The sequence below is a fragment of the Gilliamella sp. ESL0405 genome (genome assembly GCF_019469205.1).
In the GTDB taxonomy this organism is placed as follows: Bacteria; Pseudomonadota; Gammaproteobacteria; order Enterobacterales; family Orbaceae; genus Gilliamella.
This window is the reverse complement of the sequence record NZ_CP048265.1, coordinates 696342-713118: the sequence shown is the minus strand read 5'-3', so window position 1 is coordinate 713118 and position 16777 is coordinate 696342. Positions and strand designations below refer to the sequence as shown.

15 protein-coding genes are annotated in these 16777 nt (G+C 36.7%); 9 read left to right on the top strand and 6 right to left on the bottom strand.

The window, feature by feature from the left end; translation table 11 throughout:
* Positions 1–22 precede the first annotated feature (22 nt).
* The gene (locus tag GYM74_RS03270) at positions 23–430 is read right to left on the bottom strand and encodes a hypothetical protein (protein ID WP_220219069.1); all 408 of its coding nucleotides are present in this window, start codon (positions 428–430) and stop codon (positions 23–25) included.
* A 45-nt stretch (positions 431–475) separates the two neighbouring features.
* Positions 476–1579 (bottom strand): protease SohB, encoded by a 1104-nt coding sequence (gene sohB / locus GYM74_RS03265; protein ID WP_220219068.1) that lies wholly within the window; start codon positions 1577–1579, stop codon positions 476–478.
* A 151-nt stretch (positions 1580–1730) separates the two neighbouring features.
* On the opposite strand from sohB, the gene GYM74_RS03260 reads away from it, so the two are divergent.
* Positions 1731–3431, top strand: coding sequence for a formate--tetrahydrofolate ligase (locus tag GYM74_RS03260; protein ID WP_220219067.1), 1701 nt, complete (start codon positions 1731–1733; stop codon positions 3429–3431).
* A 14-nt stretch (positions 3432–3445) separates the two neighbouring features.
* Positions 3446–3853: an RnfABCDGE type electron transport complex subunit B gene (locus GYM74_RS03255; protein WP_220219066.1), complete on the top strand. Its 408-nt coding sequence runs from the start codon at positions 3446–3448 to the stop codon at positions 3851–3853.
* A gap of 42 nt (positions 3854–3895) precedes the next feature.
* Here GYM74_RS03255 and typA read toward each other — a convergent pair whose 3' ends face one another.
* Both typA and hemG read right to left on the bottom strand, forming a co-directional pair.
* A complete protein-coding gene (typA, locus tag GYM74_RS03250) occupies positions 3896–5722 on the bottom strand; it encodes a translational GTPase TypA (protein WP_220219065.1) in 1827 nt (608 codons plus the stop codon).
* Positions 5723–5871: 149 nt separating this feature from the next.
* Positions 5872–6423, bottom strand: a complete 552-nt coding sequence (gene hemG / locus GYM74_RS03245; protein ID WP_220219064.1) for a menaquinone-dependent protoporphyrinogen IX dehydrogenase — start codon at positions 6421–6423, stop codon at positions 5872–5874.
* 138 nt (positions 6424–6561) lie between these two features.
* Between hemG and glmU the strand changes: the two genes are divergently transcribed.
* The 4 genes from glmU (at position 6562) to GYM74_RS03225 (ending at position 10475) form a co-directional block, all read left to right on the top strand.
* The gene (gene glmU / locus GYM74_RS03240) at positions 6562–7947 is read left to right on the top strand and encodes a bifunctional UDP-N-acetylglucosamine diphosphorylase/glucosamine-1-phosphate N-acetyltransferase GlmU (RefSeq protein WP_220219063.1); all 1386 of its coding nucleotides are present in this window, start codon (positions 6562–6564) and stop codon (positions 7945–7947) included.
* 3 nt (positions 7948–7950) lie between these two features.
* Complete coding sequence (gene glmS / locus GYM74_RS03235; protein WP_220219062.1) at positions 7951–9783, top strand: glutamine--fructose-6-phosphate transaminase (isomerizing); 1833 nt, start codon at positions 7951–7953, stop codon at positions 9781–9783.
* 114 nt (positions 9784–9897) lie between these two features.
* Positions 9898–10143, top strand: coding sequence for an AbiH family protein (locus GYM74_RS12360; protein ID WP_220219061.1), 246 nt, complete (start codon positions 9898–9900; stop codon positions 10141–10143).
* Between the two features lie 29 nt (positions 10144–10172).
* Positions 10173–10475 (top strand): hypothetical protein, encoded by a 303-nt coding sequence (locus GYM74_RS03225; protein WP_220219060.1) that lies wholly within the window; start codon positions 10173–10175, stop codon positions 10473–10475.
* Between the two features lie 66 nt (positions 10476–10541).
* Here GYM74_RS03225 and GYM74_RS03220 read toward each other — a convergent pair whose 3' ends face one another.
* On the bottom strand, positions 10542–10856 hold the full coding sequence (locus GYM74_RS03220) for a hypothetical protein (protein ID WP_220219059.1): 315 nt from the start codon (positions 10854–10856) through the stop codon (positions 10542–10544).
* 1082 nt (positions 10857–11938) lie between these two features.
* Positions 11939–12244, bottom strand: a complete 306-nt coding sequence (locus GYM74_RS03215) for a hypothetical protein (RefSeq protein ID WP_220219058.1) — start codon at positions 12242–12244, stop codon at positions 11939–11941.
* A gap of 715 nt (positions 12245–12959) precedes the next feature.
* Here GYM74_RS03215 and GYM74_RS03210 point away from each other — a divergent pair.
* The 3 genes from GYM74_RS03210 to GYM74_RS03200 all read left to right on the top strand — a co-directional run bounded on the left by GYM74_RS03210 (position 12960) and on the right by GYM74_RS03200 (position 16669).
* A complete protein-coding gene (locus GYM74_RS03210) occupies positions 12960–14855 on the top strand; it encodes a PTS mannitol transporter subunit IICBA (protein ID WP_220219057.1) in 1896 nt (631 codons plus the stop codon).
* A gap of 95 nt (positions 14856–14950) precedes the next feature.
* Positions 14951–16111 carry a mannitol-1-phosphate 5-dehydrogenase gene (locus GYM74_RS03205; protein ID WP_220219056.1) on the top strand — a complete coding sequence of 387 codons (1161 nt, stop codon included), beginning with the start codon at positions 14951–14953 and terminating at the stop codon, positions 16109–16111.
* A gap of 6 nt (positions 16112–16117) precedes the next feature.
* A complete protein-coding gene (locus GYM74_RS03200) occupies positions 16118–16669 on the top strand; it encodes an MltR family transcriptional regulator (protein WP_220219055.1) in 552 nt (183 codons plus the stop codon).
* The last annotated feature ends 108 nt before the right edge of the window (positions 16670–16777 follow it).

Genomic DNA, 16777 nt, shown 5'->3' with positions numbered 1-16777 from the left:
CTGTATAACTTAATTACAGTTGTTATTTTCTAGGTGTGTTCAACCAAGTCTTAAAAAAATCTACTTGTTCTTTTGTGGAAACAATATTTTCATCTTCAAAATCAAAAATGGGCACAAGATCTTTCTGAGCAGCAGGTTTGCCAATAGTTAATTGATAAGCGACTAAACCACCACCCATATCCCTCGCCATTCTCGATGGGTAAACGTTTTCTTTAGCCCCTTTACAAAGAAAGGTAATATCGGGAAAATGATCCCTAATTTGACAAAAACAGCTGAAATAATCATTATCAGTTACTTCAAAACTGTCATTGTTACTAAACAAGATTTTTAACTTGTATTTATCAGATTGTATTGTTTTAAAATAAATTTCAGCTTTTTCAGTTTTTCCTTGGCGGATTAAGGTTATCTGCACAGGCGCTTCTTTTTTCATTTTTATCATCACCCACCCCCCAGTTTCTGACCAGTAAAAAGGGCATTACAGCCCATTTCCTTGCTTGAAAAACAATCTTTCAACGCTTTTTACGACATTTTTTGAGATTTTCTCTGAAAGTTTTTGTTTACGTTGATAACTAACAGAAATAATTTTATGTGAATCTAAATGAGATAAAATAAAATCATCACTGGTACTGATTTCGTCAACTAAACCTTTATCTTTTGCCTGAGTTGCAAACCAATGTTCACCCGTTGCCACTTGCTCGATATCAATATTTGGTCGATACTCTTTAACAAAATCTTTAAATAACAAATGCGTTTGCTCAAGCTCTTGTTTAAATTTTTGGCGACCTTCATCGGTGTTTTCACCAAACATAGTTAAAGTACGTTTATATTCCCCAGCTGTTTGTAACTCAATATCCACATCATGCTTTTTAAGTAAACGATTAAAATTAGGAATCTGAGCGACCACACCAATTGAGCCTACAATTGCAAACGGCGCTGCAACAATTTTTGAGGCAGTACATGCCATCATATACCCACCGCTTGCTGCAACTTTATCAACAACCGCAGTAAAAGGAATATCACGTTGTCTGAATCTTAACAACTGCGATGCGGCAAGTCCATAACCATGAACCACACCACCAGGGCTTTCAAGTTTTATCACAACATCATCTTCAGGTTTTATTACAGCAAGCACCGCGGTAATTTCTTGACGTAATTCTTCCACTTCATGAGCATCCATACTACCATTGAAGGATAAGACAAAGAGTTTAGGTTTAGCGTTATCCTGATTACTATTTTCAGCTGACAGTTGACCTTCAGCCGGTTGTTCATTGCTCTGATCGCTATTTTGTTGCTGCTTATTTTTTTCTTTAGCGGCTAATTTAGCTTGTTTTTTCTCAAGCTTTTTCTGTTTTTTTAGATCTTTGGCAAACTGTTTAGCTTCCAGCTCATCCATACTCAACATTAACATGTCATCTTTGACTTGCTCATACTCATGACTGATATCTTTAACACTAAGACGTCCTGCTGCTGTTGAAGATTTTCGGCGTTGACTAATGATAAAAACTAAAATCGCCAATATTGCGATTACAACTGTTACTGTTTCAGCTAAAAAAAGTGAATACTGAGAAAACCAATTCATCTAACTATTATCCTTTGATTGAAAATTTAAATTATTATAACAATATAAATGAGGATTGTGCTTAAAATCAATAAAGATAAAATTGGCGCTTTATTCGGCAATTCAAATTATTTATACTGATACCCCAATTAAAAGTAATATGAGAACAAATATGTCGTTACGCCCAATTACCGAAATTGCAAAACAGTGCAATATACCTGACGAATTTGTCCTGCCTTATGGCAAACATGTGGCAAAAATCGATCTTTCAATTATTAAAGCAAATGAAAATAAACCAAATGGCAAATTAGTGCTTGTGACAGCTATTACCCCTACTCCACTTGGTGAAGGTAAAACGGTAAATACTATCGGGCTTAGTGAAGGTTTAAATTATATCGGCAAAAAAGCCATCGCCTGTATTCGCCAGCCTAGCTTAGGGCCAGTTTTTGGCGTTAAAGGTGGCGCAGCTGGTGGAGGTCAAGCGGAAGTATTACCAATGGAAACGCTAAATCTCCATTTAACTGGTGATATTCATGCCATAACTGCCGCCCATGATTTAGCATCAGCGGCTTTAGACTCTCGCCTTTATCATGAAGAGCGACTTGGTAATGAATTTACCGAGCAAACTGGATTGCAACGATTAAACATTGATGTCAATCGTATTGTATGGAAAAGAGTGATAGATCATAACGACCGTGCTTTACGAAACATTATTGTCGGTGTGGGCGGTGGTGTAAATGGTATAGAGCGCCGTGATGGTTTTGAAATTACCGCCGCTTCTGAATTAATGGCGATACTAGCCTTGTCATCAGATCTACAAGACATGCGCACTCGTATTGGCAAGATTATTTTAGCCTACAATACTCAAGGCGAACCCATTACAGCTGAACAACTTGAAGTTGCCGGCGCCATGACTGTACTGTTAAAAAATGCGATTAATCCTAATATGATGCAAACCGTTGAAAACACCCCTGTGCTTATCCATGCGGGTCCTTTTGCCAATATTGCCCACGGCAACTCATCAGTAATTGCCGATCGCATTGCTTTAAAACTGGCAGACTATGTGGTAACCGAAGCTGGCTTTGGATCGGATATGGGTATGGAAAAATTCTTTAATATCAAATATCGCCAAGCAGGAATTAAAGCTGATTGTATTGTGTTAGTTGCAACTGTGCGTAGCTTAAAATCGAATAGTGGCAAATATAACATCAAACCAGGGCAAGCCATTCCTAAAGAGATCTCTGAATCGAATGTAGAACTACTTGAGATTGGCGCAGCAAATTTAGCATGGCATATTAACAACGCTAAAAGTTACGGTTTACAAGTGATTGTAGCGATAAACCGCTTCCCGCATGATAGCGAAGAAGAACTGGCTTTCTTACAAAAATATGCTGTTGAACATGGTGCATTTGCCTGTGAAGTGAGTGAAGTATTTACTCAAGGTGGTAAAGGTGCTGAAAAACTGGCGCAACATGTTATTCAAGCGTGCGCTATGCCAAGTTCGATCACATTACCTTATCCGGATAATATGCCGCTAATCGACAAAATACAAACCATGGTCAAAAAATATGGTGCCAATAAAGCCAATTTATCGGAAAGAGCGCTGGAAAACATCAAAGAAATTGAAGCACTAAAACTCGATACTCTACCGCTTTGTATTGCCAAAACACCTATGTCGATAAGTGCTGATGCTAACCTTAAAAATGTACCAACTAACTTTGATGTTGATATTAGCCACTTAGCTATATCAGCTGGGGCTGGCTTTATTCGTGTTTATGCTGGTAATGTAATGACCATGCCAGGGCTTGGTACTAATCCTGCATATCGACAAATCGATATTGACAAAGATGGTAATATTGTAGGTTTAAGTTAAAACAAGAAGTGATTATGCAAAACCAACAACAATATAAAGCTTTTATTGATGAAGAAAACTGTATTGGTTGTGGCAAATGTATTCGTGTTTGCCCAACTGATGCTATTGTCGGTAGCAAACAAGTATTGCACACCATTTTGCCTCAACTTTGCACCTCGTGCAGTAATTGCATCAATACTTGTCCAACAGACTGTATTAGCCTTAGTACGCTAGGCGTCGCTTTAAGTGAAGATGAAGAGCTAAGATTAACGCAGAAGAAACAACAACGCTTAAACCATAATCAACTGGTACCACCGACCATTTTATTTCCTCGTTCAATACCGGTTAATCCCGCGCCTATCAGCACGCAAAAGGATCGCAAACAGTCTATTGCAGATGCTATTGCCAGAGTAAAAGCCAAAAAAAACCTCGCTAATAAGTAGCGAGGTTTTTGTTTAACAGCTGTAAACTAATGTGACAGACACTTAGTCTTTATTGCCACTTCTGAACGCACGTTTACGATCATTTTCAGTTAAATGACGTTTACGTAAGCGAATTGATAATGGCGTAACTTCAACTAATTCATCATCATCAATAAACTCTAACGCTTGCTCTAATGACATTTTAACCGGTGGAGATAACGTGGTTGCCTCATCAGTACCCGATGCTCGCATATTGGTTAGTTTTTTACCGGTTAAACAGTTAACGGTTAAGTCGTTTGAACGGGTATGAATACCAATAATTTGACCTTCATAAACTTCAGCACCATGACCAAGGAATAATTTACCACGATCTTGTAAACTGTATAAAGCATAAGCTAACGCTTTACCTGTACCATTAGAAATCATCACACCGTTATTACGTTGACCAATTTCACCCGGGCGCACATCATCATAATGACTAAATGTAGAGTAAAGTAAACCTGTACCCGACGTCATTGTCATAAACTCTGTTCTAAAGCCAATCAAACCACGGCTAGGAATCACATAATCTAAACGCACACGACCTTTACCGTCAGGCAACATATTGGTTAAATCGCCTTTACGTAAGCCAAGCGCTTCCATTACTGAGCCTTGATGTTGCTCTTCAATATCAAGCGTCACTTGTTCAAATGGCTCTTGTTTTTTACCATCAATCTCACGATAAATAACTTTAGGACGTGAAACCCCAAGTTCATAACCTTCACGACGCATATTCTCGATTAACACCGACAAATGCAATTCACCACGACCAGACACTCTAAACGCATCAGGATCAGGCGTTTCTTCAACACGAAGTGCTACGTTATGTACCAATTCTTTATTTAAACGTTCAAGAATTTGACGTGAAGTAACATACTTACCTTCTTTACCGGCAAAAGGTGAACTGTTTACATTAAAGAACATGGTGACCGTTGGTTCATCAACGCTCAATGCCGGTAATGCTTCAACACAACTATTGTCACAAATTGTGTCAGAAATGCCTAATTCACCAAGCCCGGTCAAGGCAATAATATCACCCGCTTCAGCTTCTTGCGCTTCATAACGCTGTAAGCCTAAATGACCTAATACTTGACCCACTTTTCCGGTGCGTTTGTTACCTTCACTATCAACGATAGTGACTTGTTGATTAGGTTTAACTCGACCACGTTTAATACGACCAATACCAATAACACCAACATAATTGTTATAATCAAGTTGTGAAATTTGCATTTGGAATGGACCATCTAAATCAACTTTAGGGGGTTCAACATATTTAACAATCGCTTCAAACAATGGCGTCATATCTTCAGCCATATGCTCGTGATCTAAACCAGCAATACCCATTAAAGCAGATGCATAAACAATTGGAAAATCTAATTGTTCATCAGTTGCACCTAGATTGACAAATAAGTCGAATACTTGATCGACAACCCAATCCGGGCGAGCACCTGGTCGGTCAACTTTGTTAATAACGACAATTGGTTTTAAACCATGAGCAAACGCTTTTTGCGTAACAAAACGTGTTTGTGGCATTGGTCCGTCCATTGCATCAACCAGCAAAAGAACAGAGTCAACCATTGACATAACACGTTCAACTTCACCACCGAAATCGGCATGTCCCGGGGTGTCAACAATATTGATACGGTAACCATTCCAGTCGATAGCTGTATTTTTAGCTAAAATGGTAATACCACGCTCTTTTTCAAGCGCATTAGAATCCATTATTCGTTCATTGTCATCGCCACGCAAATTATCTAGCGTGCCTGATTGTTTTAATAACTTATCAACCAAAGTCGTTTTACCATGGTCAACGTGAGCAATAATGGCTATATTTCTTAAATTTTCAATCACAATTAAAATCCCAATTAGGAGATAGATTCTTTAGGCGCAATATTGTACACCTTTTTATTAAAAATGTTGATCTATATCACAAAATTTCTTGAAAAGAACTTTATAACACAATAACTAAAGGAAAATCTTAAATTTAGCGTTTAAGATCTTTAAGACAAAGTACATGTTTTAATATAAAACTGCTGAGCAAATTCATTAACCTGATCCCAATTGGTATATTCAATGATTTCCTTAGTCACATCGGTATCCCCTTTACCTAACCACATAATAAAGCGAATCATATTACGATCAAACCAATTATATTTAGGATAATAAAGCGCACCGGCAAAAACGGCTGTAATAGTTGGCTTCCAAGCAATTTTGGCTAAAAACTTTTTAGTATATAAATTGGTTTCCGGCGTATTTTTATTTGGCTTTCTAGCCACCACATTCACCCCAAAAAAACCTGATTTAATTTTGTTTAATTGTTGGTAATTTTCGTCAATAAACTTCTTCATCACTTTACTGTAAAAACCATATCGAATCGAACAGCCTAACAACACTGCTTGATATTGGCTTAGGTCAATTTTGCTATCTGATTTTAACTCAATAAGATCACAATCACATTTCCCTTCGAGTTGTGCTTTAATACGTTGCATGATTTTAAGTGTTTGTTTTTCGTGTGTGGTATAGAGTAATAAAACTTTTATAATGCTGTTCATAACGATGCTTCCTTTTAATAAACACTTAGTTAATTGCACGATAACTTTTTTTATGAGAAAAATTAATTCATTCGGGATGATTTCATACCAAACTTTGATTATAGTATTAAACTATTTTCAACCAGACCGGAACTGATTATGGCAATTTCACCTCCAAAACTTAGTGCTATTATTTTGGCGGCAGGAAAAGGCACACGGATGTATTCTAACCTACCTAAAGTATTACATACAATCGGCGCTAAGCCGATGTTACAACATGTTATCGACACAGTACAACAACTTAATATCAATCATATTAATATTGTCTATGGGCATGGTAAAACACAGCTTGAAGATGCCTTACAAAAGCAAGATTTACAACTGGTTTACCAAGCTGAGCAGCTCGGCACCGGACATGCGGTTTTACAAGCGATACCCAATATACAAGATGATGAAGATGTGTTGATTCTTTATGGCGATACCCCGTTAATTTCGGCAGCTACACTACAAAACTTAATTGCCAGTAAGCCTAAACAAGGTATTGCACTATTGACGGTAATACTTGATGATCCTACCGGCTACGGGCGCATTGAGCGACAAAACGGTAAAGTGGTTGCTATTGTCGAACAAAAAGATGCCACAAAGGAGCAGCAAAAAATTAATGAAGTCAACACAGGCATTATGGTAGTAACAGGAAAACTACTTAAAAATTGGTTATCCAGACTTACCAATAACAATGCACAAAATGAGTTCTATTTAACTGATATTATTGGCTTTGCTCATCAAGATGGTTATGAAATTCTCACATCTCATCCGACCGATCAGTTTGAAGTGGAAGGTGTGAATAATCGATTACAATTAGCAACATTAGAGCGCCATTATCAGCTTAAGCAAGCCCAAAACCTATTGCAAGCAGGCGTCACGTTAAAAGATCCAAGTCGCTTCGATTTACGAGGCACGCTTACTCATGGTAAAGATGTCATTATCGACTGCAATGTCATCATTGAAGGAGAAGTTAAATTAGGCAATAACGTGACAATTGGTGCCGGCTCAATTTTAAAAAATTGCACCATAGATGATAATTGCGATATCAGCCCTTATAGCATCATTGACAACGCTAACATCGCTCAGCATTGTACAGTTGGACCTTTCGCCAGATTAAGACCCGGTTCCACCCTTGACGAGCAAGCCCATGTAGGTAACTTTGTCGAACTGAAAAAAGCGCATTTAGGTAAAGGCACTAAAGCAGGCCACTTAACTTATCTGGGCGATAGTGAAATTGGTGATAATGTCAATATTGGCGCAGGTACAATCACCTGTAATTATGACGGTGCCAATAAATTTAAAACGATTATTGAAGATGATGTTTTCGTTGGATCTGACAGCCAATTGATTGCCCCGGTGAAAATTGGCAAAGGTGCAACCATAGCTGCCGGAACGACGGTAACAAGCGATGTAAACGAAAACGAGTTAGTCGTAAGCCGGGTTAAACAAAAACAACTTGCTGGTTGGAAAAGACCGTCTAAGTTATCGAACGAGGAATAAACAATGTGTGGAATTGTTGGCGCCATTGCCAAACGTGATGTTGCAGAAATTCTATTAGAAGGATTAAAACGACTTGAGTATCGTGGTTATGATTCAGCAGGACTTGCAATTATTTCCCCGGCAGGCGAGTTACAACGCGTTCGACGTGTTGGTAAAGTGCAAGCACTAAAAGATGCCGTCGAACAGCATCCTATTAAAGGTGCCACCGGTATTGCCCACACACGCTGGGCAACCCATGGAGAACCGGCCGAACACAATGCCCATCCACATGTATCTGATTTTATCGCTGTTGTACATAATGGCATTATTGAAAACTTTGAGCCACTACGTGAACAGTTAATTGCTAAAGGCTATCAGTTTCGTTCTGAAACAGACACCGAAGTGATTGCCCACCTAATTCATCACATTATTACCACTGAAGATTGCCCGTTATTAGAAGCCGTACAAAAAGCCATACCGCAACTAAGAGGCGCCTATGGTACGGTAATTATGGATACCCGCAATCCAGATATCCTTGTGGCTGCTCGCTCAGGTAGTCCATTGGTGATTGGTTGTGGTGTGGGTGAAAATTTTATCGCCTCTGATCAACTTGCGCTTTTACCGGTTACTCGTCAATTTATCTATTTAGAAGAAGACGATATTGCCCTTATTACTCACCGCACGGTCACAATTTTAGATAAAAATCATAATGAAGTTACCCGCCCCTGTATTGAGTCAGAAGCAAAATACGATGCGGGGAGTAAAGCGGGTTATAACCATTACATGCAAAAAGAGATCTACGAACAACCTAACGCCATAAAAAATACTTTGGAAGGACGCATGGCACATGGCGAAGTGGATTTATCAGAGCTAGGCGAAGAAGCGCAAGCAATCCTTAATCAAATTGAGCATGTGCAAATTGTTGCCTGTGGCACTGCTTATAACGCCGGAATGGTTGCTCGTTATTGGTTTGAAGCTTTGGCCGGAATCCCGTGTGATGTCGAAATTGCCTCAGAATTTCGCTATCGCAAACCGGCTCGGCGCAAAAACAGTTTATTTATCACCCTTTCTCAGTCAGGCGAAACAGCCGATACACTGGCAGCACTAAGACTTGCCAAAGAAAATAACTATCTTTGCACTTTAGCGATTTGTAACGTCGCTGCCTCTACGCTAGTACGTGAAGCCGATTTAGTTTTGCTCACTAAAGCTGGGGTTGAAATTGGTGTAGCATCAACCAAAGCTTTTACCACGCAATTGACTGTATTACTGTTATTAGTGGCTAAATTGGGACGCTTAAATAACATGGCGCAAATCACTGAACAAGCGATTGTCCATGCCTTACAAACCTTACCTAATCGCATCGAACAAGTATTAATGGCGGAGCCTGAAATTAAAAAACTTGCTGAAAAGTTTGTTGATAAAAATCATGCACTATTTTTAGGTCGTGGGGATGAGTACCCAATTGCCATGGAAGCAGCGTTAAAACTTAAAGAGATCTCTTATATCCATGCCGAAGCTTATGCCGCTGGCGAACTTAAACATGGTCCTTTAGCGTTGATTGATGCCAATATGCCAGTCATTGTTATGGCACCGACCAATGAAATGCTGGAAAAATTAAAATCCAACATTGAAGAGGTGCGAGCACGTGGCGGTCAACTTTACGTTTTTGCAGAGCAAGACGCCGGTTTTGTCAGCGACGACACTATGCATATCATCAATTTACCTCATATCGAAGAGCTTACCGCACCAATCTACTACACGGTACCAACCCAATTACTGGCATATCACGTCGCCTTAATTAAAGGTACCGATGTCGATCAGCCAAGAAATTTAGCAAAATCGGTGACAGTAGAGTAAATTTCGCTATATAAAATGTGAGGACTGAGTGTATGGTTTTGATATCATCATCAAAACCAACGTTCTCACATTAAATCAATTAGATAAAGATGAAAAACTATTCTAAAGCTAGAATTGAATAACAAATTAGAATTTTTAAATCAAAAACCAAGTTTAAAAGGTTTAGCTACGAACACAAAACTACCATTATCTTATCAGGTTACTGAAACTTTATTTTTAAATTTCAATTACACTAATACCATTGAGCAATACCTATCACCTGAGATTAAAGCAAAACATCTCCAAATACATGGCAAACTGGGCAATCTAGATAATCCGATTGTATTTGGATATGGCGATGAATTAGATAATTCATATTAGAATTAGAAAATAAAAATGATAATCGATATTTGAAATATTCAAAATCACTGCATTATTTATTGAATTCTAATGATAAAGATTTATTAACTTTTCTAAAGCAAGATATGTATCAAGTTTATATTTGGGGTCATTCTTGTGCCACCTCAGACGGTGTTTTATTAGAAACAATATTTGAACATGAAAATTATGTAAGTATTAAACCATTTTTCTATAAATCAAATAATGACACAGATAATTTTACGGATTTATGTACTAATATTAGTCGAAGTTTTACTGATAAAAAGAAGTTTAGAGATGTAGTTGTTAATAAAAAATATTGCGAACCTTTATAGGTTAAATTATTAACTAGGTACAAAAATTCGAGTACCTAGTTTTTTCATCTATATTCTTTTTTATTATTAATATTCTAATTTTCGCGTAATAGTACCTAAATCAATATTACCATTTTTAATACATTGGCCTTTTGTCCAATCTCCATATTCATTATAATCAGAGAAAGAGCAAGTTATTGTCTTGTCTATTTTTGAATTGTTTTCATCTGAATAATTGGTTTGTATTGTTTCTTTTAGTTTATTGTCATCATCATAAATAAAATCTATTTTTCTATTGTTGGGTCGATTAGAGACATTTGCTTTAAAATCAATAGATTTTACTAAATTATTATTTGTATAGAAAAATTCAATTTTTGCCTTTGTGGTCATTCCTTCACCCATGGACATTACTAATCTTTTGAGTTCATCATAATTATAGCGATAATGGAAATTGAAACTATTTAATGATGACAATTCAATAATGTTTTCATCTTCATTGCGAGTTATCTTAATTTGAGTAAAAGGTTTATTATTTATATCCCATTTAAAAAGACCTTCAACATAATCATAAAACTGTACTGTTTTATATTTCTCGCTCTCACTAAAAATTATTAAACCATCACTATTAGATTTAATAATTAATTATCCATCAACGAATCTCATGGCATCCATGTAATTAACAGTTGTATAAATTTCTTGTTGTTTTATTAACTTTGAATAAGGTGCTATTTCTGGTATATATAATCCGATGTAGCTGTTGTATACTTTTGTGTTTACTTCGGCATACGAATAATTACTAAGAATACATAGAACGAATAATATTAATTTTTTCATACCTACTTGTTTCCTATATCCACTATTTTTACGCTATAAATGATAGAGAATCTTTATTGATTATACACACAATTGATTAATTAAAATATTGTCATTTTGAAATGCGTTCAAAGTTGGCATAAATGTCAACTTATCTATAACTTGAAACAATAAAAATATGCTTGATTTCCTGTTTTGTACTATTCTTTAGTAACATACTGACTTAAACCAATTGGAGCACTGATATTTTGTATGTCAGTTGTACCATCTAAAACTCTTTTCTTGCAAAAACCTATCACATAATCGTTTTAAGTAATCTTTATATTTTGGATTAATACTAATCATTAAATGATAGTGATAATATTGTTTTTCATTTGATTTTAAAAATGCTAAAAAGTTTATACTACCTTCACTAAGTTTATCGCTATGAAATCTAAAAAGATGAAAAAAAAATATTATTTAATCAATCAGTTATTGCTATTTGTATATGATATAACAAGTGTTCTTTATTTGATGCTAAGGTGAAAAATAAACAATTATTGACACCCTATAATGATTTGAAATCTTCAATCCATTTCAACGACATAAAATAACCCAATGAACACTGTGGATTCATTGGGTTATTTTAATATCTATTTTTTATCGTTTGTCGAATCGATTATGCTTTGTTTTTATCTTTTTTTCATGATGAAGAAATAAACAAATGCAATTAACATTGCAACAACATGAAAACCGACATAGAACGCATAAGTACCCACGCCTTCTTGACCTTGAGCGCCAGATGCGATTAATAATGATGGGGATAGAAATGCAGTACTGATTATATTAACCCCAAAAGTAATGCCGGAAATGGTAGGTTGTCCACGAAAACTAATTAATGCTAAAACACTACAACCCATAGCAATAAATAGCCCAACAATAGGAACAAAAATAGAAATGATAGCGAAAATTAACGCTACAATAGATAGTGCTTTCATTTTTACCTCAATGTAAAAGAATGATCCTTCATCGAATCCTTTATCAAATAATAACTTACTTTAGTAAGTGCTTTCCCAAAGCGTCGGTTATGATATCAAAATACAGATAAAAGTAAATTAAATTTGATATAAAAATCAGAGCATTAGTTATATTGTTTAGTTAATTTTTGTAAACAAACGAATTATTTTTGTCAAGAAGTTTCAGAAAATGTATACGTTTAAGCAAAAAAATAATGTCATCTGATAGTATCATCCAAAATTACCTAATTAGCAGAAAATAAAATGTGTCATACATATTTAACTATTCTTGCTCAAGCATGTGAATGAAGTATTTAGAACGTTTTATTGCAAAAAATAGCGAAACAATTAAAACAGCAATGTATTTATCTTTTACTCATTTTTGATTGGCAGCAAAAGGAAGTAAAACTATATAAATCACGGATAACGCTTAAAATTAATTTAAGTTTGTGGCAATACATAACCTTATCTAAATCGCAAGCCCCCAATTCAAACAACCAACAAATTTAGTAAAACTTACCTTAAAAACAGCCTATCGCCACATTGGCGTGATCTCGATCACAAAAAATAAAAATACCCTACTCTTAGGTGTGTGATATTGGTCACATTTATCAATTATTTTTGATGAATCCGATAAGTGAATACTTCTACAATAACAGCATTATGATTATATCAATCAACAAGGAAAGATTAATTTATGAGTACCTCAAATATCAAATTAAAAGTCCAAAATTTCGGACGCTTTCTCAGTAATATGGTGATGCCAAACATCGGCGCATTTATTGCTTGGGGTTTTATTACAGCCATATTTTTATTCAACGCCAAAGATCCTAGCGCAGGCGGATGGCTGCCTAACGAAGCGATTTCTACTTCATTCATTGGACCGATGATTACCTACCTCCTTCCATTACTCATTGGTTATACCGGTGGTAAACTTGTCTATGGTGAGCGTGGAGGAGTGGTAGGTGCTATCACAACATTTGGTGTTATTGTTGGTGCATCAATTCCGATGTTTTTAGGTGCCATGATATCAGGACCATTAGGTGGCTGGACAATTAAAATCTTTGACAAAGCCGTAGAAGGCAAAGTCAAAAGTGGTTTTGAGATGCTGGTCAATAACTTTTCAGCGGGCATACTGGGCATGATTCTTGCGTTGATTGCTTTTTTCGCAATTGGTCCGTCGGTGACTTGGTTAACCGGTATATTGATTGTCGCAGTGCAATTTATGGTCGATCATGGTTTATTACCGCTTACCTCAATCCTTGTCGAGCCGGCAAAAGTATTATTTCTTAACAATGCCATTAATCACGGTGTATTTACCTCATTAGGCGTAACACAAGTTGCAGAAACCGGTAAATCAATCTTCTTTTTAATCGAAGCAAATCCGGGTCCGGGCTTAGGTTTATTGATCGCTTACATGTTCTTTGGTAAAGGTGCGGCAAAAGGTTCAGCTAGTGGCGCAGCAATCATTCACTTCTTTGGCGGTATTCATGAAATTTACTTCCCATATGTGTTGATGAATCCTCGCTTAATTATTGCAGTTATTTTAGGTGGCATGACCGGTATCTTCACTTTAACCGTATTTGATGCCGGATTAACTGCGCCAGCTTCGCCGGGTTCAATATTTGCAGTGATGAGTATGGCAAAAGGGTCATATTTAGGTGTAACACTATCAGTTATTGCCGCAACAGCAGTATCATTTGTAGTTTCAGCAATTTTATTAAAAACCACAAAAAATAACGATAAAAGTTTTGAAGATGCTAAATCTGATGTCTCCATGATGAAAAACGAGGCAAAAGGCTCAGAAAATAAAACCTTTACCCTTACCGAGGTGAAAAAAATTATTGTCGCTTGTGATGCCGGCATGGGGTCAAGTGCAATGGGTGCTGGCGTATTACGTAAAAAAGTACAAGATGCCAATTTAGATATTAACGTCATTAATTTAGCCATTAACAATTTACCTAATGATGCTGATATCGTTATTACACACAAAGATCTCACTGAACGGGCAAAACAGTATGCGCCAGATGCACACCATATTTCTTTAACTAACTTTTTAGATAGTGACTTATACAGCCGATTGGTTGTTGAATTAACCGATGCGCAAACTAACCATTTATCTGATACCCAACAAAATCGCCAATCTGCGGTTGAAAACACACCACTATTTAAACTCACTGAAAAGAATATCTTTTTAGGTCTAACGGCAAACAGTAAAGAAGAGGCGATTCGCTATGTCGGGCAAAAATTAGTCGATAATGGCTATGTTAAACCGGCTTATATTGAAGCAATGCTTGAACGTGAACGGTTAACCTCTACCTTTTTAGGTGAATCGATTGCCGTACCGCATGGCACGATTGAAGCAAAAGATGATGTTATTACAACCGGTATTGTATTTTGCCAGTATCCAGCAGGCGTACAATTTGGTGAGGAAGAACAAGATCAGGCAAGAATTGTTATTGGTATTGCAGCGCGTAATAACGAACATTTAGATGTTATCGCCAAACTCACTAATGCACTGGATGATCCAAAAATCATCGCACAACTTGCAACGACTTGTAACATCGAAGAAGTTTTAACAATACTGAGTTAACAAGCGTAAATATTACCCACATTTTGAAATCAGGATGTGGGTAATGAATAATAAAACAGTTAAATAATTAAAATTAAATAAGAAGGTCAATTATTATGCAAGCATTACATTTTGGCGCCGGGAACATTGGACGTGGTTTTATTGGCAAATTATTATCAGATGCGGGAATACATGTTACTTTTGCTGATGTCAATCAACAAGTTATCGACGAATTGGCAAAGCGCCATCAATATCCTGTCAATGTAGTTGGTGAAAACTCAACCACGGAAATTGTCCGCAATGTTGATGCAATTAACAGCACTTCCGATGAAGTGATAAATTACATTGCTAAAGTCGATCTAGTCACAACCGCCGTAGGTCCACAAATACTAGCTCGCATAGCGCCGACAGTAGCTAAAGGCATTATCGCAAGACATCAACAAGGTAATAACGCACCATTAAATATCATCGCATGTGAAAATATGGTTCGAGGTACCAGCCAATTTAAACAAGAAATTTTTAAAACAATACCCGACGATCTTCATCATTGGGTCAATAGCCATATTGGCTTTGTCGATTCTGCCGTCGATCGCATCGTGCCGCCTGCAACGTCAAAAACGGGTGATATATTAGAAGTCACCGTTGAAACTTTTTGCGAATGGATTGTCGATAAAAATCAATTTATTGGCCCTATTCCAGCAATCAAAGGCATGGAGCCTGTCGATAATTTAATGGCGTTTGTCGAACGCAAACTATTTACCCTCAATACCGGTCATGCCATTACAGCCTATTTAGGGTACTACCATAATATCGCCACAATTCGTGAAGCCATTTTAGTAGATCGAATTCGAGATGTAGTACGTGGCGCAATGGAAGAAAGCGGTCAAGTTTTAATCAAACGATATCAATTTGATCCAACCAAACATCAAGCTTATATCGAAAAGATTCTTACTCGATTTGAAAACCCGTACTTGCATGACGATACCGCCCGAGTGGGTCGCCAGCCAATGCGAAAATTAGCTACCGGTGACCGTTTGATTAAACCTTTATTAGGCACATTTGAGCATCAACTAACCAATAGCAATTTATTAATTGGTATTGCCGCTGCGCTCAATTATCGAAATCATGAAGACGAACAAGCCGTTGATTTAGCCAATCAAATTGCACAGCATGGCATTACGCAAGCTTTTTGTTCGATTTCTGGCATTGAAAACGATAATCCTATTGTTCCGCAAATTGAACAACTTTATACTGCTATGCAAAATCATCAATATTAAGCAAAGATGCCCGACACGATATTAGCAGAAGACACGATACTTGAAAAACTCAATCAGCAAGCTGATATTTACAGCTTGCTGACGGTTGCAATTAAGCTCATTAACCAAAGTGTTAATCAATTAATTTTAACTGTTTTTCGTAAAGATACGCACGCCATTAAATTTGTTATCCCCACTTTAGTCGGCAAAAACGGCCCACTTAATGATACTTCGGTTTGCTTAAAACTGCTTTATGCGCTGGGCATTATTACCCGTGAAGATTATGAAGATATCGAACTGCTGATAGCGATTTTAGAAGAATTAGAACAAGACGATAAAAAATACACCTTTCTGGATGATGAAATATTAGGGCCGATTAGTTTACTCCATGATATGGTACTCCCCCCCAATTGGGCTGATCAGCATGAACAAGTAAAAGAACTGGGTATTGTCGATACGTTAAAATCAACCATGTATCAACACCGCTATCAACAAATGATCCGTTCGGCTCTAATTATTGCCATTACCGATCTCACACTTAGAATTGTAAATAAACAAAAAATCGATTATTTTGCCTAAAGCTTAATGAATCGATAATAAGTGCAGTGCAATTAACAGCAAAATAACGATAAAAACAGAACAGTTAAGCAACTGAGCCTATTTGATTGTCGTAAAAAAATGGTTAAA